Source organism: uncultured Sphingomonas sp. (genome assembly GCF_913777625.1).
Taxonomy (GTDB): domain Bacteria; phylum Pseudomonadota; class Alphaproteobacteria; order Sphingomonadales; family Sphingomonadaceae; genus Sphingomonas.
On the sequence record NZ_CAJYTI010000019.1, the window covers coordinates 76,262 to 98,483 of the forward strand.

The window sequence follows — 22,222 nt, forward strand, 5'->3', positions numbered from 1 at the left end:
CTCCCCAATGGCTACCAAAGCCTATGGCGCCTATGCCGCCGACAAGCCGCTTGAAGCGATGACCATCGAGCGCCGCGAACCCGGCGCGCACGACGTGCAGATCGACATCGCCTATTGCGGTGTCTGCCATTCGGACCTGCACCAGGTCCGCTCCGAATGGGACGGCACGCTCTATCCGTGCGTGCCCGGCCACGAGATCGTCGGGCGGGTCAGCGCGGTCGGCGCGCATGTCGCGAAGTTCGCGGTCGGCGATCTGGTTGGCGTCGGCTGCATGGTCGACAGCTGCCAGCATTGCGCCTCGTGCGACGAGGGGCTGGAACAATATTGCGAAAACGGCTTTGTCGGCACCTATAACGGCCCGACGCCGGACGCCCCCGGCCACACGCTGGGCGGCTATTCGCAGCGCATCGTGGTCAGCGACAAGTTCGTGCTGAAGGTGGGCCATAGCGAGGAACAGCTCGCCGCCGTCGCGCCTTTGCTCTGCGCCGGCATCACCACCTGGTCGCCGCTGCGCCACTGGCAGGTCGGCCCGGGCAAGAAGGTGGGCATCGTCGGGATCGGCGGGCTCGGCCATATGGGCGTGAAGCTCGCCCACGCGCTGGGCGCGCATGTCGTCGCCTTCACCACCTCGGAGAGCAAGCGCGCCGATGCGCTGGCGCTGGGCGCCGACGATGTCGTGGTCTCGCGCGATCCGGACGCGATGGCGGCGCATGCGAACAGCTTCGACTTCATCCTCGACACGGTCGCGGCCAGCCACGACCTGGACGCCTTTACCACCCTGCTGAAGCGCGACGGCACGCTGACGCTGGTGGGCGTGCCCGAGCATGCGCACCCGTCGCCCAACGTCGCCGCGCTGATCTTCAAGCGCCGCTCGATCGCCGGCTCGCTGATCGGCGGCATCGCCGAGACGCAGGAGATGCTCGATTTCTGCGCCGAGCACGGCATCGTCGCGGATATCGAGATGATCCGTGCCGAGGAGATCAACACGGCCTATGAGCGCATGCTCAAGAGCGACGTGAAGTACCGCTTCGTTATCGACATCGCGTCGATGGGCTGAGGCCGCGTGCAGGGGCGGCGTCCGCGTCGCCCCCGCATTTCCCTTTCCGCCGCGCACCCCCTACATCGCGGCGATGCATCTTCGCGCCGACGCCATTCTGCTCAGCGTTCGCAATCATGGCGAGCATGGCGCGATCGTGCGGGCGCTGACCGAAAGCGACGGCGTACAGCCCGGCTATGTCCGTGGCGGCCGATCGCGCGCACTGCGCCCGGTGCTCCAGCCCGCCAACCTGATCCTCGGCGAATGGCGCGCGCGGACCGAGGAGCAGCTGGCAGGCCTCACCGTCGAACTGCTCCACAGCCGCGCGCCGCTGTTCGGCGAACCGCTGCCTGCCGCCGCGCTTGCCTGGGTGACCGCGCTCACCGCCGCGACCCTCCCCGAAGGCCTGCCCTATCCGCGACTCCATGCGGCGCTCGGCGGCGTGCTCGATGCGATCGAGGCGGCGCCCGCCGCGCGGGGCTGGGCGGTGGCGCTCGTGCGGTACGAGCTGCTGCTGCTCGCCGAGCTCGGTTTTGGTCTTGATCTGGAACGCTGCGCGGCGACCGGGGGGACCGAGGAGCTTGCCTTTGTCAGCCCCAAGAGCGGCATCGCGGTGAGCCGGATCGGTGCCACGGGCTATGAGAATCGCCTGCTCGCCTTGCCGCCCTTCCTCACCGAGGGCGGCGCGGCGGACTGGGAGGATATTCTGGCAGGGCTCCGCCTGACCGGCCATTTCCTGGCGCGCGATCTGCTGATCGGCCGGGGCGCCGATCTGTTGGCGGCGCGTGTCCGGCTGGTGGACCGCTTGTTGCGGGCGGTTGCATAAACCCGCCCCGGGCGGCTAAGCGGCGCGCAGTCTAGGTGCTGCGTGAGGGTTCGGATGTCGCTGATTGCTGTGTTGCCGGGGGATGGGATCGGCCCTGAAGTCACGCGCGAAGCCCGCCGCGTCCTCGAAGCGCTCAACCTCGATCTCCAGTTCGAGGAAGCGCCGGTCGGTGGCGCCGCCTATCTCGCCGCGGGCCATCCGCTGCCGGAAGCCACGCTGAACCTCGTCAAGCGCGCCGATGCGGTGCTGTTCGGCGCGATCGGCGATCCGCGCTTCGAGAAGCTGGAACGTCACCTGCGTCCCGAAGCGGCGCTGCTCGGCATCCGCAAGGCGCTGGGGCTGTTCGCCAATCTCCGCCCGGCCACGCTGTTCCCCGGCCTGGAGGACGCCTCGCCGCTCAAGCCCGAGGTGGTGAACGGCCTCGACGTGGTGATCGTCCGCGAACTGATCGGCGACGTCTATTTCGGCGAGAAGGGCCTGCGCACCACGCCCGAAGGCCTGCGCCAGGGCTATGACGTAATGAGCTACAACGAGGAAGAAGTGACGCGCATCGCCCGCGTCGGCTTCGAGATGGCCAAGCGCCGCCGCAGGAAGCTCTGCTCGGTCGACAAGGCCAATGTGCTCGAGACCTCGCAGCTGTGGCGCGACGTCGTCACCGCGATGGCGACCGAGTATCCGGACGTCGAGCTGACCCATATGTATGTCGACAATGCCGCGATGCAGCTGGTGCGCGCGCCGGCCAGCTTCGACGTGATCGTCACCGGCAATTTGTTCGGCGACATCCTCAGCGATCAGGCGAGCATGTGCGCCGGATCGATCGGCATGCTGCCCTCGGCCTCGCTCGCCGCCTGGTCGGGCGCGAACGGCATGTACGAGCCGATCCACGGCAGCGCGCCGGACATTGCCGGGCAGGGCAAGGCGAACCCTTGCGCCGCCATCCTTTCCGCGGCCATGCTGCTGCGGCACTCGCTGGCCGACGAAGCATCGGCGCAGCGCATAGAAAAAGCGGTTGCCGCAGCGCTCGCCAAGGGCGCGCGGACGGCCGATCTCGGGGGTACCCTCTCAACCGCCGCCATGGGGGACGCGGTGCTGCTGGAGCTTCAGTGAGCGATACCCTGCTCGAACTCGCGATCGTTATCCCCACGTTCAACGAACGCGCCAATGTTCCCCTGCTGATCGCCAAGCTGGACGCGGCCCTTGCCGGCCGCGCCTGGGAGGCGATCTTCGTCGACGACGACAGTCCCGACGGTACCTCGGATGCCGCGCGGGCGATCGCGCGGACGGACCCGCGCGTGCGCGTGATCCAGCGGTTCGGACGGCGCGGGCTGTCGACTGCCTGTATTGAGGGGATGTGCGCGACCGCCGCGCCGTGCGTCGCGGTGATCGACGGCGATCTCCAGCATGACGAGACGCTGCTGCCGAAGATGCTGGATGCGCTGCAGGCCGATGCGAACCTCGACGTGGTGATCGGCTCGCGCTTCTGCGAAGGCGGCTGCACCGGCGAATGGGACCGCGAGCGCGTCGCCAAATCCGCCTTCGCGACCAGGCTCTCCCGCCAGGTGCTCAAGGCCGACCTGACCGATCCGATGAGCGGCTTCTTCATGATCCGCAGCGAGATCGCGCGCGATCTGGTGCCGAAGCTCTCCGGCATCGGCTTCAAGATCCTGCTCGACATCATGACCGCGAGCCCGCGTCCGCTCGCCTTCCGCGAACTGCCCTACACCTTCCGGGTCCGCGTCGAGGGGGAGAGCAAGCTCGATTATGTCGTGGCGATGGAATATCTGATCGCGCTGTACGACCGGATGTTCGGCAAGGTCGTGCCGGTGCGCTTCGCGATGTTCTCGGCGATCGGCGCGCTGGGCGCGGCGGTGCATCTCTCGGTGCTGTTCGTGCTGTTCCGCCTCGCCGGGCTGCCGTTCGTGACCGGGACCATCGTCGCGACGATCGTGGCGATGACCTTCAACTTCCTGCTCAACAACGCGCTGACCTATCGCGAGCGACGGCTGAAGGGCGCGGGTGCGCTGCTCGCGGGCTGGGTGAGCTTCTGCCTGGTATGCGCCGTGGGTGCGGCGGCCAATGTCGGCGTGGCGGCCTTCCTGCACAATGTCGAGCATGGCGACTGGCGATTGTCCGCGCTGGCGGGGATCGCGGTGGCGGCGGTGTGGAATTTCGCGCTGTCGTCGCGGTTCGTCTGGGGGCGGTATTGAAACCGGACTAAGCCCCTCCTCCTTGGAGGAGGGGTTGGGGTGGAGGGATTCCAGAACGCCGGTTGGTCTCTGCGAGACACCGCCCCACCCCAAACCCTCCCCTGAAGGGGAGGGGCTTAGGCAGCTCGTTACACCAGCTCCGCCAGCGCCGCCGGGCTGAAGCCCTTCAACTCCTGACCCGCACCGGTCTGGACCTTCTGTACCCAGTCCGGATTGCTGATCAGCGCGCGGCCGACCGCGATCAGGTCGAACTCGTCGCGCTCCATCCGCTCGACCAGCTTGTCGAGATCGCTATGCTCGGAGGTCTCGCCGCCGAACGCCGCGATGAACTCGCCCGACAGGCCGACCGAGCCGACGCTGATCGTCGCAGCGCCGGTGAGCTTCTTCGCCCAGCCGGCGAAGTTGAGGCCGTTCTCGCCGTCGATCTCGGGGAATTCCGGCTCCCAGAAGCGACGCTGCGAGCAGTGCAGCACGTCCGCGCCGGCATCGACCAGCGGCTGCAGCCACGATGCCATCTCGTCGGGCGTCGTGGCGAGGCGGGCGCTGTAATCCTGCTGCTTCCACTGGCTGAGGCGCAGGATCACCGGGAAGTCCGGACCCACCGCCGTGCGCACGGCCTTGACCACCTCGACCGCGAAGCGCGAGCGCTCGGCGATGGTGCTGCCGCCATAGACGTCCTCGCGGGTGTTGGTGCCGGCCCAGAAGAACTGGTCGATCAGATAGCCATGCGCGCCGTGGAGTTCGACCGTGTCGAAGCCGAGGCGCTTGGCATCTGCGGCGGCCTTGGCAAAGGCGGCGATGGTCGCCTCGATGTCCTGTTCGGTCATCGCCACGCCGCGCGGCTTGCCCGGCGCGACGACGCCCGAGGGGCTTTCCACCGGCGCGTCCGGCTGCCAATTGCGGTCGGGTCCGACGGTCGAGCCGGTGTGCCAGATCTGCGGCGCCATCTTGCCGCCGGCGGCATGGACCTCGTCGATCACGGTCTTCCAGCCCGCCAGCGCGGCATCGCCGTGGAAGAAGGGGATGTTCGGGTGGTTGCGCGAGGCTGGACGGTCGATCACCGTGCCCTCGGAGAGGATCAGTCCCACGCCGCCTTCGGCACGACGGCGATAATAGGCGGCGTTGGCCGCGCCGGGGATGCCTTCGGGCGCGAAGGTCCGCGTCATCGGCGCCATCACGATCCGGTTGGGCAGATCGAGCGACTTGATGCGGAACGGACGGAAGAGGACGTCGGTCGACGCGGTCATGGGAACTCCGTTGCGGTTTGAAACCGAAGCGAAGCTAGCGACTGTCGGCCACCGTTCAAGATGGCCGCCGGCCCGCAACGAAATTTAGCGCCAGCTCGGGAACCACATCCAGTGGGCGAAGGCCTGGCCGTCGCTCAGCGGCGAGGCGGCGAGGATCGGGTAGAAATAGCCGAAGCACAGCAGGGCGAGGGCGACATACCATTCCTCCCAGCCCTTGGCGCGCAGGCGGTCGAACTGGTGGAAGGTCACCGGCAGCACCAGGCACAGGAAGATCGCCGAGAGGTGGTAATAATAATAGAAGCCGAGCGACTTGGGGATGATCGCATAGATCCCCACCGAGAAGGTCCACAAGAGCGCGAGTGCCAGCGGCCGCCAGGCATGGGTGCGGAACCACAGGACATAGCTGGCGAGCACCGCGACCAGCCCGCCCCACATGATCACCGGATTGCCGATCAGCAGCACGCCGCGCTGGGCACCGTGATCCCATTCGTAGAAGAACCAGATCGGCCGCAGCAGGATGGGCCAGCTCCACCAGTCCGACTGGTAATTGTGGTGCGGCAGCACCTGGGTCTGCGCGGCATACATGTCGCGCTGCAGGGAGAGCAGGCCGGGGAGGCCGTCGGTTGCGCCGGTCAGGTAGAAGAAGGTGGGCGCGAAGGTCGCGAAATAGACGGGGATGCTGATCAGGCCGAGCAGCAGCACGGCGGCGACGGTGGAAAGACCCGGCCAATGCGGCTGGTCGCCGGAGAACAGCGCCGTGGCCAGCGGCTGCTTGGCGCGGCGGGCGTCGCGCACGCGCGCGACGAGCAGCGCAATCGCAATCGCGGCGATATAGGGCGCGGCCGACCATTTCACCGCCGTCGCCAGCCCCATCAGCACCGCGCCCGCGCACCAGCGCCCGCGCACCTGCGTGCGCGTGCCGCGCATCGCCCAGAGCAGGAACACCAGCCCCCACAGCAGGAAGGCGCCGAGGAACACGTCGAGCATCGCGGTGCGCGCCTGGACGAACAGGCTCTGGTTGAGCATCGCCAGCACCGCGCCGGTCACCGCCACCCGCATCCGCCCACGCATCAGGATCCACAGGAAAGCGAACACGCCTAGCACCGTCGCGGTGCCGGCGATCGTCGGCAGGATTCGCCAGCCGAATGGATTGTCGCCGAGCATCTCTATGCCCGCGCCAATCAGCTCCTTGCCGAGCAGCGGATGCTCGATGTTGCGCGGGCCGGAGAGTTCGATCAGCGCGTTGGCGGCGGGGACGTAATGCACCTCGTCGAACATGATCCCGCCCGGCCGATCGAGGTGAAAGGTGAACAGCAGCTGCGCGGCGAGGCCGATAAGCAGGGCGACGAGCCAGGGGCGGGTGGCAAGGGCCGAAAGGCGGAAACGCATGGGGTACGCGTAGCGGAGGCGGGGGGCGAGCGGAATAGGGGCCGATCCAGTAAAGATCCTCCCCGGCACGGGGAGGGGGACCGCCGCCGGAGGCGGTGGTGGAGGGGGGCTGCCACACCGGAATCGCTCGCTGCGATCCCCCTCCACCGAGCCGCTTCGCGCCTTGGTCCCCCTCCCCGTACCGGGGAGGATCTTTAGCCAAAGGTTGACGCGCCGCCCCCAAGCGCCGCAAAGCAGCGCGCATGAAGCGTCGTACCGGACAGGATCCCAGCGTCACCCGTAACTGGAAGCCCGCGACTCAGGCTGTGCGCGGCGGCACCGCGCGCTCGGAGTTCGGCGAGACCAGCGAGGCGCTGTTCCTCACCTCGGGCTACGCCTATGATTGCGCGGGCGACGCCGCCGCGCGCTTCGCCGGCGAACAGGCGGGCATGACCTATTCGCGCCTCCAGAACCCGACGGTGGAGATGCTGGAACAGCGCATCGCCCTGCTCGAAGGCGCCGAGGCGTGCCGCACCATGGCGACGGGCATGGCGGCGATGACCGCCGCGCTCCTCTGCCAGGTGAGCCAGGGCGACCATATCGTCCAGGGCCGCGCCGCCTTCGGCTCGTGCCGCTGGCTGACCGACAGCCTGTTGCCGCGCTTCGGCGTCACCACGACGACGATCGATGCGCGCGATCCGCAGCAGTTCGAGGACGCGATCCGGCCGAACACCAAGCTCTTCTTCTTCGAGACCCCCGCCAATCCGACCATGGACGTGGTGGACCTGGAAGCGGTCTGCGCCATCGCGAAGAAGCATGGCATCGTGACGGTGGTCGACAATGCCTTCGCCACGCCCGCGCTCCAGCGCCCGATGGACTTCGGCGCGGACGTCGTCGCCTATTCCGCCACCAAGATGATGGACGGGCAGGGCCGCGTGCTGGCGGGCGCGGTGTGCGGCTCCGAGGATTTCGTCACCAACACGCTGCTCCCCTTCACCCGTAACACCGGGCCGACGCTCAGCGCGTTCAATGCCTGGGTGGTGCTGAAGGGCCTGGAAACGCTCGACCTGCGCATCCGCCGTCAGAGCGAGAATGCGCTGAAGGTCGGGACCTTCCTCGAACAGCGCGTACCCCGGGTGAACTTCCCCGCGCTTCCCGCCCACCCGCAGCACGCCCTGTTCACGCGCCAGATGGCCGCCGCCGGCCCGATCTTCAGCTTCGAAGTCGATGGCGGGCGGAGCCAGGCCCATGCGCTGCTCGACGGGCTGGAGCTGATCGACATCTCGAACAACATCGGCGATTCGCGCTCGCTGATGACGCACCCGTCCTCGACCACCCATTCGGGCCTCGCCGAGGAGAAGCGGCTGGAGATGGGCATCACCGAGGGCATGATCCGGATCAATGTCGGCCTCGAAGACGCCGACGACCTGATCGCCGATCTCGACCAGGCGCTGCGAGGCGCCGGGCTGTGAAGGCGCTCTTCACCGACGAGGCGACGACGCGTGGCGTGGTCGTTCGCGTGTCGGTGTCGTATCTGCCCGAGCAATCCGAACCGCATCGCGGCCGCTGGTTCTGGGCCTATCACATCCGCATCGAGAACGAAGGCCCGGTGACGGTGCAGCTGCTCACCCGCCACTGGATCATCACCGACGGGCGCGGGCTGCGCCACACGGTGGAGGGCGAAGGCGTGGTCGGCGAACAGCCGATGATCATGCCGGGCGGCAGCTTCGACTATGTCTCGGGCTGCCCGCTCTCGACGCCGAGCGGATCGATGCAGGGCACCTACCACATGATCGCCGAGGACGGCTCGGCGTTCGACGTCACCATCCCGCGCTTCGCCCTGATCGCCCCCGCCGTGGCAGGCGAGCAGTGAGGGGCGGCTACCTGCACGTTCCCCTCCCGCTTGCGGGAGGGGCCAGGGGAGGGGCTGGAACGATGCCGCGCTTCTTCCACGTCGATCCCTCCCCCGCCCCCTCCCGCAAGCGGGAGGGGAGCGCAGCTTATGCGGTTCGTCCGCAGGGGAGGATCTGACCGATGAAGCGTACCCATCTCCCCCTCAACGGCATGCGCGTGCTCGATGCGGCCGCGCGCCACCTGTCCTTCACCCGCGCGGCGGACGAGCTGGCGGTGACCCCCGCCGCGGTCGGCCAGCAGATCCGCGCGCTCGAGGATACGCTCGGCGTCGTGCTGTTCCGCCGCACCACCAAGGGGCTGGAACTCACCCCCGAGGCGGAAAGCGGGCTCACCGCGCTGCGCAACGGCTTCCTCCAGTTCGAGGAAGCGGTACGGGCGATGCAGGCGGGGCAATCCTCCAAGTCGCTGACCATCGCCGCGCCGCGCGACCTCACCGCCAAATGGCTGATGCCGCGCCTGTCGGACATCGCCCGCGCCGATCCGGACCTGCGCTTCGTGCTGGTGCCGGCCGATGACGCGCTCGATTTCACCGAGGCCAATCTCGACCTCGCCATCCGCTGGGGCGAGGGCCCCGGCGAGCATGAGGGCGAGGCACTGGAAAGCGACGGCATGGTCACCGTCGAGCGGCCCGGTGGCGGCAGCATCGACGTGCGAATCTCCTGGCCCGGCTGCATGGCCGAGGATGCCGGGTCGCTGGTCCGCGTGGCGGATGCAGGTCTCGCGATCGACGCGGCGGCGCAAGGCCTTGGCCGGGCGACCGTGCCCGAGTTGCTGGCGCGCGCCGATATCGAGGGGGGACGCGTCGCCGTGGTCGGCGAGCCCAAGGCCTCGCGACTCGGCTATTGGCTGGTCGCGCCGCTGCCGCAGTGGCGGCAGAAGAAGGTACAGACACTGGTGGAAGTGCTGGGGAGCTGATCGGCTTCCCAGCGGTCGGAAGGGGAAGGGCATGCGGACGGCGGCGTTGATGTTGGGCGCGATGCTGCTGGGGGCCGCGGCACCCGATCCGGTCACGGTCCCCGTGACGGTCGCGCCGGCGCTCGGTGCGCATTTCTCCGGCCGGCTGATCGTGTTCGTCGAAAAGGCGGGGGATCCCGACAAGCCGGCCGGCCCGATCGACTTCTCGCCCTTCGCACCGAGCAGCGCCTCGATCGCCGCACGCGAGGTGATCGACCTCCAGCCCGGTCGTGTCGCCGGCGTCGACGGCGAGACCGATGTCTTCCCCGCGCCGCTCTCCGCCCTGCCTGCCGGCACGTACCGGGTGCAGGCGGTGCTCGATCGCAACCACGATTACAATTATGGCGGCCGCGGTCCCGGCGACCTCGTCTCGAAGACAGTGACCTTCACGCTGCCCGGCAAGGTGCCCGTGGTGACGCTCGACGAGGAACTGCCCGCCGCAAAGGAAGAAGGCCCGGCGCTGGAGCATGTCCCCCCGGCGATGCGGGCCAAGCTCGAGGCGGTACTGGCCCGAGTCCAGCCGGTGGACGTTCGCAGCGCATCGCTTTCCACCTTCCGCGGCACGCCGACCTCGGTCCGCGGCTGGGTGGCGCTGCCGCCGGGCTATGACGGCAAGACGCGGTTCCCCACGGTCTACAGCGATGGCGGCTTCGGCAGCACGCTCGCCTATGCGCGGATCAACGCACTGATGGCCGCGGCGGACATGGCGGAGGGGAAGTCGCCGCCGATGCTCTGGGTGTTCCTCGACCATAGCGGCCCGACCGGCACCAACGAATTCGCCGACTCGGCCAATAACGGCCCATGGGGCAAGGCACTGACCGAAGAGGTCATCCCGGCGCTTGAGTCGCGCTATGCGATGGATGCCAAGCCCAGCGGGCGCTTCCTCACCGGGCACAGCTCGGGCGGTTGGTCGACGCTGTGGCTGCAGGTCCGCTACCCCACGCTGTTCGGCGGCAGCTGGCCGACCTCGCCCGACCCGGCTGATTTCCACGACTTCACCAATGTCGACCTCTACCGCGCCGACGCCAATTTCTACCATGACGCGGCCGGCAAGCCGCTGCCGATCGTCCGGATGAACGGAAAGGTGGTCGCCACCACCGAGCAGTTTGCCCGCGCCGAGGCGGTGCTGGGGCCGGCGGGCGGCCAGATCGCGTCGTTCGAATGGGTGTTCAGCCCCCGCGGCGCCGACGGCAAGCCGGTGCCGCTGTTCGATCGCGCGACGGGGAAGGTCGACCCGGTGGTGGCTGCCTACTGGCGCGACCATTTCGACGTGGCGCACATCATCACCCGGGACGCGGCGCAGCTCAAGCCGGACCTGGCGGGCAAGCTGCACCTGACGGTGGGCACGGCGGACACCTTCTACCTCGATGGCCCTGCCCACCGGCTGGAAGCGGCGATGCAGGCGGCGGGCATTCCGGCGACCTTCACCTATGTGCCCGGCAAGACGCACTTCGACCTGTTCGCCCGCGACGGCGATCGCTCGGCCCTGCTCAAGGACATCGCGTGGGCGATGTACGCGGTTGCGCGGCCGGGATCGGGGCGGCCTGCCCCGAAGCCCTAGGCCCACCCTATCGCGCGCGGATGCTGATCGTCTTGCTGCCGCGCTCGACCGAGGAGACGGGCTGGGTCTGCGCGATCGCCTGCATCACCTTTTCCGGATCGGGCAGGCGATCGAAGGCGGGGAAGGAATAGGCGCGATCGAGCGTGTTCAGGGTCACGGCGAAGCCCGGCTTCTTCTTCGGGTCGAGCGCGAGTTCCCGATAGACGAAGACGGTACGGCCCGCATCGGCGATCGCGATGGTGTAGCTGTCGGGCTCTTGCGATTCGACCCGGTAGACGCCCTGCTCCTGGCGGGACGCGGGATCCCGGCAGAACGGCGGGCGTGCCTCGGCGGTCTCCCCCGCCTTGGCGGTCTCCTTGCTCTTGTCGGCTGCGACCACCGCGAGCAGGCTGCCGAACAGGCCGGCGGTCATGTCGGGCTTCTGCATCTTCGCCTTCTTGTCGAAGGCCAGCGCGGCGGCGCAGGGCTGGACCGGCACCGCCGCCGGCGCTTCCGCGACAGTCGCCGCGCGGGCCGGCCAGCCGAGCCCGGCGATCAGTGCTGAGAGCGTCGCATCGAGCTGGGCAGGATCCTGTTCCACCGAACTGATCCGCACCACCACCAGCCATTCGCCCAGCGGCAGCACCGCGGCGCCGGTGGCGGCATAGGGCGGCTTGGAGGGTTTGTAGAAGCGGCGCAATGCGCTCGGGGCGGTGCCGCCGGGCGGGGCGAAGCCGGTGGGCGCCGTGGCGGGGGTCGGGTTGCCATAGGCGCCGCGCTGGAGGATCTGCGTCTCCACACGATCGAACCACACCGGCACGCTCATCAGCGCCGGACGGAACAGGTAGAGCGTGGCCTGCGTCTTGTTGACGTCGCCGAACTGCACGGCGATGTCGAGTTCGCCCTGGCCCAGCGTCAGGATCTCGGTGCGGGGCAGGCCGGCCGGCGCCTGCGGGACGATCAGCCCGGTCCGGGCATGCTGCCACTTCTTGGTCGCGGGCACGTCCAGCACCGCCTTCTGCGCATGGGCGCTCGGCGCCAGCGCGCTGCACGCGAGCAGGGCGAACCCTGCCACGATCGATCGACGGCCCATCTTCCACTCCCCCCAATTTCTCCGCGGGATGGTAGCGGCAGTTGTGACGTTCCGCCACACCCGAAGCGGAAGGCTCGCTAGGCTTTCACGCGCCCGATCGGCACCGGCAGCAGCCGGCCATGGTCGTCGACGATCAACATCACCTCCACGCCAAAGGCATCGCGCAGCGGGGCACGGGCGAGCGTCGCGGCCGCCGGGCCGAAGGCCACCGGACGACCGTCGCGAAGGAGCAGCACGTCGTCGGCGGCACGGGCGGCCTGGACGAGATCGTGGAGCACGATCACCACCCCCATGCCGCCGGCGGCGAGCGCGCGGAGGCGATCGAGCAGGTCGAGCTGGTGGACCGGATCGAGGCTTGCCAGCGGCTCGTCGGCGAGCAGCCATTGCGGTTGGCCGGCCAGCACGCGGGCGAGCAGCACCCGCGCGCGCTCGCCGCCCGAAAGCTGGGTGACGAGGCGATCGGCCAGCGGGCGAATGCCAGTCGTCGCGATCGCGTCATCGATGGCGGCGTGGTCCTCGGCGGACAGTCCGGCGAACGGCGCGCGGTGGGGAAGGCGGCCGAGCGCGACCAGGTCCGCGACGCGCAGGTCCCAGTGCACCGTCGCTTCCTGCGGCAGATAGCCGATACGCCGGGCGCGCTCGCGCGGGGGCAGCCGATCGAGGGCGATGCCGTCCAGCGTTACGCTGCCCGCGTCGGCACCGAGCAGGCCGGCGAGGGTGCGCACCAGCGTGGATTTGCCCGAGCCGTTGGGGCCGAGGATCGCGGTCACGCGGCCGGGCTGCAGCACCGCGTCGATGCCGTGGAGCACCCCGCGCTTCCCCAAGCTGACGGAGAGTTGGGAGACGCTCAGTTCCATGTCGACCGCCGAAGCTTGAGGAGCAGCACGAAGAAGAAGGGGGTACCGAGCAGCGCCATCGCCACGCCCAGCCGGATCTCGCCGGCGCCGGGCGAGAGCCGGACGAGGCTGTCGGCGGCCAGCAGCAGCGCCGCGCCGCCCAGCGCGCTGGGCAGCAGCAGGGCTGAGGGCCGCGCGCCGGTGAGCGGACGGAGGAGATGGGGCACGATCAAGCCGACAAAACCGACGATCCCGGTCACGGCGACGCTGGCGCCCACCGCGAGGCCGGTGCCGAGCACCACCAGCAGCTGCGTCCGCCCCAGCCGCAGGCCCATCGAGCGGGCGGCGGCTTCGCCCAGCGTCAGGCCGTCCAGCGCGCGGCCGGTGGCGAAGAGGACGATGCACCCGACCGTGATGAACGGCACCGCCAGCTGCACCTCGGCAAAGCTGCGATCGGTGAGCGCGCCCATGATCCAGTCGAGGATCTCGGCGGTGGCATAGGGATTGGGCGAGATGGAGATCAGGAAGCTGGTCAGCGCTGCGCCGAGGCTGGCGAGCACCGATCCTGCGAGGATGAAGGCGACCGCGCTTTCTGCCCGCCATGCCAGTCCCGCGAGCAGCAGCATCGATCCGCATGCCGCCGCCATCGCGCAGCCGAACAGGACGAGCGGGGCGCTGCTGCCCAGCAGCACGATCGAGGCGACGGCACCCAGCGCGGCGCTGGACGAGACGCCGACCACCGCGGGGTCCGCCAGCGGGTTGCGCAGGAAGCCCTGCAGTACCGCGCCGGACAAGCCCAGCGCCGCGCCGATGGCCAGCCCGAGGATCGCGCGGGGCAGGCGCAGCTCGGCGATGATCCACCAGCGCGGATCGTGGCTGAACCAGGCCGAGACGGGCACCCAGAACTTGCCCGCCATCAGCGAGCCGGCAAACAGCAGCACGACCAGCAGCGCGAGGCCGAGGTTGAGGAGGAGGCGGTTCATGGGTGGTGCTCCGTCGAACCTGCTCCACCTCCGTCTAGCGTCATCCCGGCGAAAGCCGGGATCCATTGCGGTCTGCGCTGCAGCTCTTGCGGATACCGAGCGGCGAATGGATCCCGGCTTTCGCCGGGATGACGGTAGGGATGGGCGGTCATCGAACACTCCGGCGAATGGCGGCGAGACGGGCGAGCGCGGCGGGGATTACCGGGCCGCCGCAATTGACAAGCTGGCGCGGGAACGCGGCCTGGGTGACGCGCATGCCCGTCTCGGCGATGGCACGCTTGCGCAAGGTCGCCACGCGCGAATCGCTGTCGCGACCGGCTCCTTCGGGCGCCAGCATCACGCGCGGCGGGTCGGCGATCACCTGTTCCATCGGCAGGTGGGCGGTGTGGGTGAGGCCGTAATGCGCGGCGTGGTTGGAGAAGCCGGCATGGGTCATCAGGTCGTCGAGCAGCGTCTTGCCGCCGGTGACGAGATTGCCGCCGATCCATAGCAGCGCGGGGGCGGTGGGGCCATCCCACCGTGCCGCCGCCACCGACGCATCGATCCGGGCATTGAGTGCGGCGCCCTTGGCAGCTTCGCCCACCGCGGCCGCGAGCTCGGTCACCTGCGCCTTGCTCTCCGCGATGGAGGGCGGGATGCCGACATAGAGCACCTTGAGCCCGGCGCGGGTGAAGGCCTCCCGGGTCGAGGGGGCCGTGAAGCTGCTGGCGATCACCAGGTCGGGCTTCATCCCGATCACTTCCTCGGCGGTCCCGTTGTTGCTGCGAAAGCGGTGCGCGACCTCGAGCGGAATCGACGTGGAGTCGGCCCGCATCGAATAATGGCTGATCGCCGCGATCCGCGAGGGCGGCACCAGCTCGACCAGCACCGCATCGGCGCAAGGGTTCAGCGAGACGATGCCCCCGCCGCCGGCCGGCGGGGGCGCCGCGCAGCCCGCGAGCCCCAGGCAGGCGAGCAGCGCGGCGCCGCGCATCACTGGAAGCGGATCCGCACGCCGCCATAGGCAGCGCGGCCATAGGTGCCGTAGCCGGTGATCTGCTGGTAGCGCACGTCGCCGACATTATCGACGCGACCATAGACGGACAGACGGTTCGTCACCGGCATCTCCGCCCGCACCCCGGCCAGCGCATAGCCGTCGATCGGCGTGGTGTTGCCGGCATCGTTGAAGCTGTCGCCCACCATCGTCACCGTGCCGCCGATCGAAAGGCCGAAGGGGAAGCGATAGTCGGCGGAGACGTTGGCCGTGTCGCGCGGGCGGCGCGGCAGGTCCTTGCCGAGCGCGCCGGCGCTGCGGTTCTCGGCGGTGACGTGCGTGAAGTTGGCGCGCACGGTCAGCGCCTTGACCGGCTGCAGCACGCCCTCCAGCTCCACGCCCTCGGCGCGGGTCTTGGTGAGGTTGTAATAGGTCGAGGTCGCGAAGTTATAGTCGATCTGGTTGTCCGCATCGCGGTGGAACCAGGTGACGCCCAGCGCGACCTTGCCGCCCGCCAGCGTCTGCCGCGCGCCGGCCTCGTAGCTCTTGGCCGTCTCGGGCTGGAGGCCGGCAAAGCCATAGGCGCTGTAGAGCTGGTAGAGCGTCGGCGCCTTGAAACCCTCGCCATAGCTGGCGTGGAGCAGCGTATTCGCGGTCGCGCGCACCGCGAGATCGGCGTTCCACGTCCAATGCCCGCCGAACTGGTCGTGGTCGTCGTGGCGCACGCCGCCGGTCACCGTCACCGGATCGAGCGGGGTGACGATCGCCTGGCCATAGACGCTGGTGATGCCGACCGACCGGCGCCCGACGCTGCCAAAGCCCTCGTCATAGCGGATGCGGCTCTGCTCATGCTCGGCGCCGAAGACGAGGCGCAGCTGCTTCGCCAGCGTCGCATCGCCCTGATAGCTGTAGCGCTCGGCGCGGCCGCGATAGCGGTAGGAAATGCTGCTGTCGGCATTGTAGCCGTCGCGGGTGATGTCGGAGAGTGTGAAGCCAAGCCGGCTGCGCAGCGCGCCGCCCAGCGCTTCGTTCTTCAGGCCTGCATAGCCATAGATTTCCTGTGTCTTGGCGTATTCGCCGGTGTCGCCGAAGGCGTAGGTCGGCGGGGCATAGCCGTCGAGGTCGACCTTGCTGTCGGCGAAATAGCCGCGCAGGTCGAGCGCCAGCCCCTCGGCGAGCTTCACCTGCACATTGCCGGTGGCGCCCAGCTGGCGATAGCCATCGGCTTCCTTGCCGTTCGCCGCCGCCGAGATGCCGTCGGTCGCGAGATAGCCCGCGGTCAGGCCCGCGGAGATGCGGTCGTTGCCGCCGGCGATGGAGGCGTTGCCGTCGAAGGTGCCGAACGAGCCGCCCTCGGCATTGGCGCGGACGTGGAGGCCCGGCGTGCCCTGCTGCGTGGTGACGTTGACCACGCCGCCGATCGCCTGGCTGCCCCAGATCACCGAGTTGGGCCCGCGCAGCACCTCGACGCGTTCCACCGAGCCGGCGAGCAGGCTGGCGAAGTTGTACGCGCCGCCGGTGGCTGACGGGTCGTTCACCCGGATGCCGTCGATCAGCACCAGCGTCTGGTCGCTCTGCGCGCCGCGGATGCTGAGCGCGGTCGCGGTGCCGAGCCCGCCATTGCGGACGACGGTGAGGCCCGGCGTGGTGGCGAGCAAGTCGGACAGCGCGACGGTCTGGCGTTGCTCGATCTCGGCGCGGTCGATGATCGTCACCGACCGACCGACCGTATCGGCACGCTGCGCCACGCCGCTGGCGACCACGACGATCTGGTCGTCTTCGCTCTGGGCATGGGCGGCCAGCGGCGCAAGCGCGGCGGAGGCAATGAGGGAAAGCTTGTAGAAACGCATCTGGATCAGACACCCGAAGATGGGAGAGCGCTTCGGCTCCCCGCATGGTTTGGTGTCGCTCGCACGGGGATTTCAGCCCCGATCACCCGGTGCACCCCGCCCGCGTGAAGGAATCGACCGTAGCGGGCAGGTCTCCTGGCTCCCGGGTCGTCGCAGGCATGCCGCCTTCCCGGAAGCGCGATGCTCCAGTGGCAGATTGGCATGCCGGCTCACCGGCTACAGTTGCGGGGGCAGCCTCGGACTTCACACCGAGTTCCCTTTTCACCCTCCCGTGCGGGAAGGCACCCGTTACGCGGCTGCCTTTAGCGGGAAGCGGCGGGCGGCCGCAACCCGTCGCGCACTCACCACAGGACGCCGTATTTGTCGGGCGTCGCCGGTTCGGGGGCGGAGTCGCCGATCGACTGGAGCAGGTCGATCTCGATCGTACGGCACATCGCGTTCAGCGGCAGGTCGTGCACGGTATTGGCGAAGGGATCGACCAGATCGTCGCCGATCGCGAGGGCTGCGAGGAACATCAGGCCGGCCACCGTCGAGCCGAGCGGTGTCGCCACGCCCAGCGTCTCGACCAGCCCGATCGGGAGCAGCACGCAGAAGATATGGGTGAACAGCGTCGGCACCAGCCGGTACTGGACGGGCAGGGGGGTGTTCTTCAGCCGCTCCATGCCGCCCTGAGCGTTGGCGATGTCGATCAGCACGCGCTCCATCGAGCTTTGCTGGATCGAGTCGATCCAGCCCTTGGCGCGGGCGATCTCGATACGGCGGCCGGTGCCGTCGACGATGCCGTTGGCGATGTTGGTGCGGGCCAGCGCGAAATCGGCCTCGCCCTTGGAAAGGAAGCGCAACACCTCCTGGTCCACCGGCTGGCGGCGGAGCTGGCAGCGCAGCGCGTTCACATAGGCGATATGGCGGAGCACGAGGGTGCGCTTCATGTCCACCGCCTCGCCGTCGGGCAGATAGTTACGCGCCATGCGGGCGAGATTACGGCTGGCGTTGATCATCAGCCCCCACAGCCCGCGCCCTTCCCACCAGCGCTGATAGGCGGAATTGCTGCGAAAGCCGAGGAACAGCGCCAGCACCGATCCGAACAGCGTCAGCGGCAACGACGGCGCGCGGAACGGCAGCACGAAATAGACGATGGTGACGAGCACGTCCCAGACGAACAGGGCGGTGAGCGGGCGCCAGACCTCACGGAGAATCTGGCGGGCGCGGGGCGCGGTGGTGACGATCATGGCGGGCCTATACGCGTAAAGCGCTCTCGGGGTCCGTTATCCGTTCGTTCGTTCGGCCGGCACAGGCGCGGCGGCGTGCGACATCGCCTCGGCCGCGGCGCTCGCCGGTCGCACCTGGAACCATTCCGGGCGATCGATCGCGATCAGGAAGGCGAGGGTGCCCAGCCCGAACAGCAACAGGGCGATCGAACTTCGCAGACGCTCGCGGCGACGCGATCGGGACTCTCGGGACATCGGCAACCTCCTCTTGCGGGTGAGGCGCGCAGCTAGCGAGCGGATTGCAAACCGCGCATGGACGGGGTGTAACGGAGTCTTTCGCGGTGCAGCATTTACGACGCGCTGCGCCATCTCAGCGATGAACCGCCGATAGTTTCACCATCGCATTCAACTAGATAAGGATCATTTATCGGAACGGGGGCAGTACCGGGACGTTCGTCGGTTCCAGGAACTGAGGAGGTTCAGATGATGAAGAAGCACCTGTTGGTCCTGGGGGGTGCACCGATGCTTGCCCTCGGCGCTTGTGGTACTACCAGCAACGACAGCACTGCGGTGGTCGACAACGGCGCCAGCGTCACCAACGCGCCGGCTGGCGATGCAATGGCCGACAATATGAGCGCGATGAACGGCATGGGCGACAATGCCATGGCCGCCGCCCCGATGTCCGGCCAGGATTTCGCCAACACGCTCGCCGCGAGCGACGCCTATGAGATCGCCGGCGGCAAGCTCGCACAGCAAAAGGCGACCACCAAGGCCTTGAAGGACTTCGGCAAGGAGATGGTGGACGACCACACCAAGTCGACCGCCAAGCTGAAGGCCGCCGCCGCCAAGGCCGGCCCGGCGATTACCCCCGCTCCGGCACTGACCGACGAGCAGCAGGCCAACCTGAAGACGCTGCAGACCGCCACCGGCACCGATTTCGATGCCGCCTACAAGAGCCAGCAGGTCGCGGCGCACGAAAAGGCGCTCGCCACGTTGCGTGCCTATGCGGGAAGCGGCGACGTGCCGTCGCTACGCGACTTTTCGCGAGACGCCCAGGACATGGTCTCCAACCACTACGACAAGATCAAGGGCATGTGAGCACGGGGGCGCGTGGCCTCAGCCCGCGTCTCCGCTTGCCTCGATCAGCACTGAGGCGGCCGCCTGGCCGGTCGCCCCGCCGAGGTGCTTGAGCCGGCCGTCGATATGGCCGCCCTGCTCGACCATGATGGTTTCATATTCGACGTCGCCGGTGATCCGTGCGGTGCGTTCGACCGTGAGCTGGCGGACGCGCACCGAGCCTTCGATTGCGCCGGCCAGCCGTGCGTCATCGGCTTCGACTCGACCGAAGATCTGGCTATCGGCGCCCTGGACCAGACTGCCGCAGCGCACATCCCCTTCGATCCGGCCATCGATATGGAGGTCGGAAGTGGCGGTGAGGTTGCCGGTGATCACGATGTCCGCGCCGAGCACGGAGAACTGGCCGCGGCGGCCGTTCGAGGCGCTGGCGCCCGGAGTCGCGGATCCGCGCTCCTCGCGATTGCGGTTGCCGTTGAACATGCCCGTTACCCCCCAAGCGTTGCGAATCCGGAAGGGTGCGCTAGCACAGCTTAGGCGCGGCGGCAGCCCTGCCGACGTAGGTCCCGGGGGTTGCGGCCGGCCCCCGGGCGGCGCTGTTGACCGGATCGCCCCGCATCGGTATAGGCCGCCCGGTTCCGGGTAGGGCGATTCCTGCCTTGGGTACAAAGAGCTGAACGTTGCTGGAGACGCAATCGCCCGGGGGGCTGAGGCCTTCGGGGCTTTTTCGTATTCTGTCCAACAGGGCTCCAGCAAAGTAACCATCTGAAAGGTGAAGGGCTTCATGCCGACGATTAACCAGCTGGTCCGCAAGGGCCGCGAACCGCAGAAGGCCAAGTCCAAGGTCCCTGCGATGGAACAGAACCCGCAGAAGCGCGGTGTCTGCACCCGCGTGTACACGACGACCCCGAAGAAGCCGAACTCGGCACTTCGCAAGGTGGCCAAGGTTCGCCTGACCAACCAGCGCGAAGTCATTTCGTACATCCCGGGCGAAGGCCACAACCTGCAGGAGCACTCGGTGGTGCTCATCCGCGGCGGCCGTGTGCGCGACCTTCCCGGCGTGCGCTACCACGTGCTGCGCGGCGTCCTCGACACGCAGGGCGTGAAGGATCGCAAGCAGTCCCGCTCGAAGTACGGCGCGAAGCGTCCGAAGTAAGCCGGTCGGGCCTCTCCCGAGGCTCCTCGACCATCCAAGGCTGAAGTTTTGTAAGGAAATACGAGAATGGCTCGTCGTCGTCGTCCCGAAAAGCGGGAAATTCTGCCGGACCCCAAGTTCGGAGATGAGGTCCTGTCGAAGTTCATGAATTCGGTCATGCTGGACGGTAAGAAGTCCGTGGCCGAAGCCATCGTTTACGGTGCTCTGGAAACCGTCGAGACTCGCGCCAAGCGCGATCCGATCGGCGTGTTCCACGATGCGCTGAACAACATCAAGCCGGGCATCGAAGTCCGTTCGCGCCGCGTCGGCGGTGCGACCTACCAGGTTCCGGTCGAAGTCCGTCCGGAGCGTGCCCAGGCTCTGGCCATCCGTTGGCTGATCGGCGCGTCGCGCGCCCGTTCGGAGAACACGATGGCCGCCCGTCTGTCGGGTGAACTGATGGACGCTGCGAACAACCGCGGCAACGCGGTCAAGAAGCGCGAAGATACGCACCGCATGGCGGAAGCGAATCGCGCCTTCTCGCACTACCGCTGGTAAGGGTCTTGCGGCGGACCGGATATATTTCCGGTCTGCCGCAACCTTTTCAGGGTGCGGTGCCGGCGGTCTTCCGCTGGTCACGCAAACAGCCTATATAAGGGGGAGCCGGGCCAACCGGCTCCCCCCTACGCTTGAGGAAGATCGATCATGGCCCGCAGCCATCCGCTCGAGAAGTATCGCAACATCGGCATCATGGCGCACATCGATGCCGGCAAGACGACCACGACCGAGCGCATTCTTTATTACACCGGCAAGTCCTACAAGATCGGCGAAGTGCACGAAGGCACCGCCACCATGGACTGGATGGAGCAGGAGCAGGAGCGCGGCATCACGATCACGTCGGCCGCGACGACCTGTTTCTGGAACGACAACCGCATCAACATCATCGACACCCCCGGGCACGTCGACTTCACCATCGAGGTGGAGCGTTCGCTCCGCGTGCTCGACGGCGCGGTCGCCTGCTTCGACGGCGTGGCGGGTGTTGAGCCGCAGTCGGAAACCGTGTGGCGTCAGGCCGACAAGTACGGCGTGCCGCGCATGTGCTTCGTCAACAAGCTCGACCGCACCGGTGCCGATTTTTATTTCTGCGTGAACTCGATCATCGAGCGCCTGGGTGCGCGTCCGGCGGTCCTGTATCTGCCGATCGGCATCGAGGGTGGCTTCAAGGGGCTCGTCGACCTGGTCGAGAACCGCGCGATCATCTGGCTCGAAGAGTCGCTGGGCGCGAAGTTTGAATATCAGGACATCCCGGCCGACATGGCCGAGAAGGCCGCGAAGTATCGCAGCGACCTGATCGAAATGGCCGTCGAGCAGGACGACGCCGCGATGGAAGCGTATCTGGAAGGCAATGAGCCGACCGTCGCCGAACTCAAGGCGCTGATCCGCAAGGGCACGCTCGAAATGGCGTTCGTCCCCGTGGTCTGCGGCTCGGCGTTCAAGAACAAGGGCGTGCAGCCCCTGCTCGACGCGGTCATCGACTATCTGCCGTCGCCGCTCGACGTTCCGGCCATCAAGGGCGTGAAGCTCGACGGCGAGACGCCGGACGAGCGTCCTTCGTCGGACACCGAGCCCTTCTCGGCGCTGGCGTTCAAGATCATGAACGACCCGTTCGTCGGTTCGCTGACCTTCGCCCGCATTTATTCGGGCAAGCTCGAGACCTCGTCGCAGGTCCTGAACTCGGTCAAGGACAAGAAGGAAAAGATCGGCCGCATGCTGCTGATGCATGCGAATAGCCGTGAGGACATCCAGGAAGCCTATGCGGGTGACATCGTCGCTCTCGCTGGCCTCAAGGATACCACGACCGGTGACACGCTCTGCGCGCAGAACGCCCCGATCATCCTGGAGCGCATGGAATTCCCCGAGCCCGTGATCGAGCTGTCGGTGGAGCCGAAGACCAAGGCCGACCAGGAGAAGATGGGCG

At 68.1% G+C, this 22,222-nt stretch carries 22 protein-coding genes and 1 riboswitch; of the genes, 12 read left to right on the forward strand and 10 right to left on the reverse strand.

Going from position 1 to position 22,222, the window contains the following annotated elements; genetic code table 11:
• Positions 1-7 precede the first annotated feature (7 nt).
• From QZ814_RS09980 to QZ814_RS09995, 4 genes are all read left to right on the forward strand, one after another.
• Complete coding sequence (locus QZ814_RS09980; RefSeq protein WP_294331531.1) at positions 8-1,057, forward strand: NAD(P)-dependent alcohol dehydrogenase; 1,050 nt, start codon at positions 8-10, stop codon at positions 1,055-1,057.
• A gap of 73 nt (positions 1,058-1,130) precedes the next feature.
• Positions 1,131-1,862 carry a DNA repair protein RecO gene (gene recO, locus QZ814_RS09985; protein ID WP_294331533.1) on the forward strand — a complete coding sequence of 244 codons (732 nt, stop codon included), beginning with the start codon at positions 1,131-1,133 and terminating at the stop codon, positions 1,860-1,862.
• Between the two features lie 54 nt (positions 1,863-1,916).
• Entirely contained in the window at positions 1,917-2,969 is a 1,053-nt protein-coding gene (gene leuB / locus QZ814_RS09990; protein WP_294331535.1) for a 3-isopropylmalate dehydrogenase, read from the forward strand.
• On the forward strand, positions 2,966-4,069 hold the full coding sequence (locus tag QZ814_RS09995) for a glycosyltransferase family 2 protein (protein ID WP_294331537.1): 1,104 nt from the start codon (positions 2,966-2,968) through the stop codon (positions 4,067-4,069). The genes leuB and QZ814_RS09995 overlap by 4 nt, the downstream gene beginning before the upstream one ends.
• Before the next feature lie 128 nt (positions 4,070-4,197).
• Here the strand turns inward: QZ814_RS09995 and QZ814_RS10000 are convergent, their stop codons facing one another.
• Both QZ814_RS10000 and QZ814_RS10005 read right to left on the reverse strand, forming a co-directional pair.
• Positions 4,198-5,316, reverse strand: a complete 1,119-nt coding sequence (locus QZ814_RS10000) for an NADH:flavin oxidoreductase (RefSeq protein ID WP_294331540.1) — start codon at positions 5,314-5,316, stop codon at positions 4,198-4,200.
• Between the two features lie 84 nt (positions 5,317-5,400).
• Positions 5,401-6,705 carry a phospholipid carrier-dependent glycosyltransferase gene (locus QZ814_RS10005; RefSeq protein WP_294331542.1) on the reverse strand — a complete coding sequence of 435 codons (1,305 nt, stop codon included), beginning with the start codon at positions 6,703-6,705 and terminating at the stop codon, positions 5,401-5,403.
• Positions 6,706-6,947: 242 nt separating this feature from the next.
• Here QZ814_RS10005 and QZ814_RS10010 point away from each other — a divergent pair, with 242 nt between their 5' ends.
• The 4 genes from QZ814_RS10010 (at position 6,948) to QZ814_RS10025 (ending at position 11,113) form a co-directional block, all read left to right on the forward strand.
• Positions 6,948-8,156 (forward strand): aminotransferase class I/II-fold pyridoxal phosphate-dependent enzyme, encoded by a 1,209-nt coding sequence (locus QZ814_RS10010; protein ID WP_294331544.1) that lies wholly within the window; start codon positions 6,948-6,950, stop codon positions 8,154-8,156.
• Positions 8,153-8,557, forward strand: coding sequence for a Co2+/Mg2+ efflux protein ApaG (gene apaG, locus QZ814_RS10015; protein ID WP_010545705.1), 405 nt, complete (start codon positions 8,153-8,155; stop codon positions 8,555-8,557). Before QZ814_RS10010 ends, apaG begins: the two co-directional genes overlap by 4 nt.
• Positions 8,558-8,718: 161 nt before the next feature.
• Entirely contained in the window at positions 8,719-9,513 is a 795-nt protein-coding gene (locus QZ814_RS10020) for a LysR family transcriptional regulator (RefSeq protein WP_294331548.1), read from the forward strand.
• Positions 9,514-9,544: 31 nt separating this feature from the next.
• Positions 9,545-11,113 carry an alpha/beta hydrolase-fold protein gene (locus QZ814_RS10025; protein WP_294331551.1) on the forward strand — a complete coding sequence of 523 codons (1,569 nt, stop codon included), beginning with the start codon at positions 9,545-9,547 and terminating at the stop codon, positions 11,111-11,113.
• A 7-nt stretch (positions 11,114-11,120) separates the two neighbouring features.
• On the opposite strand, the gene QZ814_RS10030 is transcribed toward QZ814_RS10025, so the two are convergent.
• From QZ814_RS10030 to QZ814_RS10060, 7 genes are all read right to left on the reverse strand, one after another.
• Positions 11,121-12,185: a hypothetical protein gene (locus QZ814_RS10030; protein ID WP_294331553.1), complete on the reverse strand. Its 1,065-nt coding sequence runs from the start codon at positions 12,183-12,185 to the stop codon at positions 11,121-11,123.
• A gap of 77 nt (positions 12,186-12,262) precedes the next feature.
• Complete coding sequence (locus QZ814_RS10035; protein ID WP_294331555.1) at positions 12,263-13,042, reverse strand: ABC transporter ATP-binding protein; 780 nt, start codon at positions 13,040-13,042, stop codon at positions 12,263-12,265.
• Positions 13,033-14,004: an iron ABC transporter permease gene (locus QZ814_RS10040; RefSeq protein ID WP_294331557.1), complete on the reverse strand. Its 972-nt coding sequence runs from the start codon at positions 14,002-14,004 to the stop codon at positions 13,033-13,035. The genes QZ814_RS10035 and QZ814_RS10040 overlap by 10 nt, the downstream gene beginning before the upstream one ends.
• A 148-nt stretch (positions 14,005-14,152) precedes the next feature.
• Positions 14,153-14,977 carry an ABC transporter substrate-binding protein gene (locus QZ814_RS10045; protein ID WP_294331572.1) on the reverse strand — a complete coding sequence of 275 codons (825 nt, stop codon included), beginning with the start codon at positions 14,975-14,977 and terminating at the stop codon, positions 14,153-14,155.
• The gene (locus QZ814_RS10050; RefSeq protein ID WP_294331559.1) at positions 14,977-16,827 is read right to left on the reverse strand and encodes a TonB-dependent receptor; all 1,851 of its coding nucleotides are present in this window, start codon (positions 16,825-16,827) and stop codon (positions 14,977-14,979) included. Before QZ814_RS10050 ends, QZ814_RS10045 begins: the two co-directional genes overlap by 1 nt.
• 107 nt (positions 16,828-16,934) lie before the next feature.
• A riboswitch (cobalamin riboswitch) is annotated at positions 16,935-17,131 on the reverse strand.
• 37 nt (positions 17,132-17,168) lie between these two features.
• On the reverse strand, positions 17,169-18,056 hold the full coding sequence (locus tag QZ814_RS10055; protein ID WP_294331561.1) for a bestrophin family ion channel: 888 nt from the start codon (positions 18,054-18,056) through the stop codon (positions 17,169-17,171).
• Between the two features lie 36 nt (positions 18,057-18,092).
• The gene (locus tag QZ814_RS10060) at positions 18,093-18,290 is read right to left on the reverse strand and encodes a hypothetical protein (protein WP_294331563.1); all 198 of its coding nucleotides are present in this window, start codon (positions 18,288-18,290) and stop codon (positions 18,093-18,095) included.
• A 228-nt stretch (positions 18,291-18,518) separates the two neighbouring features.
• On the opposite strand from QZ814_RS10060, the gene QZ814_RS10065 reads away from it, so the two are divergent.
• Positions 18,519-19,133 carry a DUF4142 domain-containing protein gene (locus tag QZ814_RS10065; protein ID WP_294331565.1) on the forward strand — a complete coding sequence of 205 codons (615 nt, stop codon included), beginning with the start codon at positions 18,519-18,521 and terminating at the stop codon, positions 19,131-19,133.
• 18 nt (positions 19,134-19,151) lie between these two features.
• On the opposite strand, the gene QZ814_RS10070 is transcribed toward QZ814_RS10065, so the two are convergent.
• Positions 19,152-19,592 (reverse strand): polymer-forming cytoskeletal protein, encoded by a 441-nt coding sequence (locus QZ814_RS10070; protein WP_294331567.1) that lies wholly within the window; start codon positions 19,590-19,592, stop codon positions 19,152-19,154.
• Positions 19,593-19,893: 301 nt separating this feature from the next.
• Between QZ814_RS10070 and rpsL the strand changes: the two genes are divergently transcribed.
• The 3 genes from rpsL to fusA all read left to right on the forward strand — a co-directional run.
• The gene (gene rpsL / locus QZ814_RS10075; RefSeq protein ID WP_019831557.1) at positions 19,894-20,265 is read left to right on the forward strand and encodes a 30S ribosomal protein S12; all 372 of its coding nucleotides are present in this window, start codon (positions 19,894-19,896) and stop codon (positions 20,263-20,265) included.
• A 66-nt stretch (positions 20,266-20,331) separates the two neighbouring features.
• The gene (gene rpsG, locus QZ814_RS10080; protein ID WP_042491196.1) at positions 20,332-20,802 is read left to right on the forward strand and encodes a 30S ribosomal protein S7; all 471 of its coding nucleotides are present in this window, start codon (positions 20,332-20,334) and stop codon (positions 20,800-20,802) included.
• A gap of 147 nt (positions 20,803-20,949) precedes the next feature.
• Positions 20,950-22,222, forward strand: a 1,273-nt coding sequence (gene fusA, locus QZ814_RS10085; protein WP_294331569.1) for an elongation factor G, incomplete at its 3' end; no start/stop codon positions are given.

Bases quoted from the DNA above. Each gene is read 5' to 3' on its own strand.
- QZ814_RS10010 (WP_294331544.1), top strand. From the start codon at position 6,948: ATGAAGCGTCGTACCGGACAGGATCCCAGCGTCACCCGTAACTGGAAG.
- QZ814_RS10005 (WP_294331542.1), bottom strand. From the start codon at position 6,705: ATGCGTTTCCGCCTTTCGGCCCTTGCCACCCGCCCCTGGCTCGTCGCC.
- QZ814_RS10020 (WP_294331548.1), top strand. From the start codon at position 8,719: ATGAAGCGTACCCATCTCCCCCTCAACGGCATGCGCGTGCTCGATGCG.
- QZ814_RS10065 (WP_294331565.1), top strand. From the start codon at position 18,519: ATGATGAAGAAGCACCTGTTGGTCCTGGGGGGTGCACCGATGCTTGCC.
- QZ814_RS10040 (WP_294331557.1), bottom strand. From the start codon at position 14,004: ATGAACCGCCTCCTCCTCAACCTCGGCCTCGCGCTGCTGGTCGTGCTG.
- QZ814_RS10055 (WP_294331561.1), bottom strand. From the start codon at position 18,056: ATGATCGTCACCACCGCGCCCCGCGCCCGCCAGATTCTCCGTGAGGTC.
- QZ814_RS10070 (WP_294331567.1), bottom strand. From the start codon at position 19,592: ATGTTCAACGGCAACCGCAATCGCGAGGAGCGCGGATCCGCGACTCCG.
- QZ814_RS10060 (WP_294331563.1), bottom strand. From the start codon at position 18,290: ATGTCCCGAGAGTCCCGATCGCGTCGCCGCGAGCGTCTGCGAAGTTCG.
- rpsL (WP_019831557.1), top strand. From the start codon at position 19,894: ATGCCGACGATTAACCAGCTGGTCCGCAAGGGCCGCGAACCGCAGAAG.
- QZ814_RS10000 (WP_294331540.1), bottom strand. From the start codon at position 5,316: ATGACCGCGTCGACCGACGTCCTCTTCCGTCCGTTCCGCATCAAGTCG.
- QZ814_RS10050 (WP_294331559.1), bottom strand. From the start codon at position 16,827: ATGCGTTTCTACAAGCTTTCCCTCATTGCCTCCGCCGCGCTTGCGCCG.
- QZ814_RS10025 (WP_294331551.1), top strand. From the start codon at position 9,545: ATGCGGACGGCGGCGTTGATGTTGGGCGCGATGCTGCTGGGGGCCGCG.
- QZ814_RS09980 (WP_294331531.1), top strand. From the start codon at position 8: ATGGCTACCAAAGCCTATGGCGCCTATGCCGCCGACAAGCCGCTTGAA.
- recO (WP_294331533.1), top strand. From the start codon at position 1,131: ATGCATCTTCGCGCCGACGCCATTCTGCTCAGCGTTCGCAATCATGGC.
- rpsG (WP_042491196.1), top strand. From the start codon at position 20,332: ATGGCTCGTCGTCGTCGTCCCGAAAAGCGGGAAATTCTGCCGGACCCC.
- leuB (WP_294331535.1), top strand. From the start codon at position 1,917: ATGTCGCTGATTGCTGTGTTGCCGGGGGATGGGATCGGCCCTGAAGTC.
- QZ814_RS10030 (WP_294331553.1), bottom strand. From the start codon at position 12,185: ATGGGCCGTCGATCGATCGTGGCAGGGTTCGCCCTGCTCGCGTGCAGC.
- QZ814_RS10035 (WP_294331555.1), bottom strand. From the start codon at position 13,042: ATGGAACTGAGCGTCTCCCAACTCTCCGTCAGCTTGGGGAAGCGCGGG.
- QZ814_RS10045 (WP_294331572.1), bottom strand. From the start codon at position 14,977: ATGCGCGGCGCCGCGCTGCTCGCCTGCCTGGGGCTCGCGGGCTGCGCG.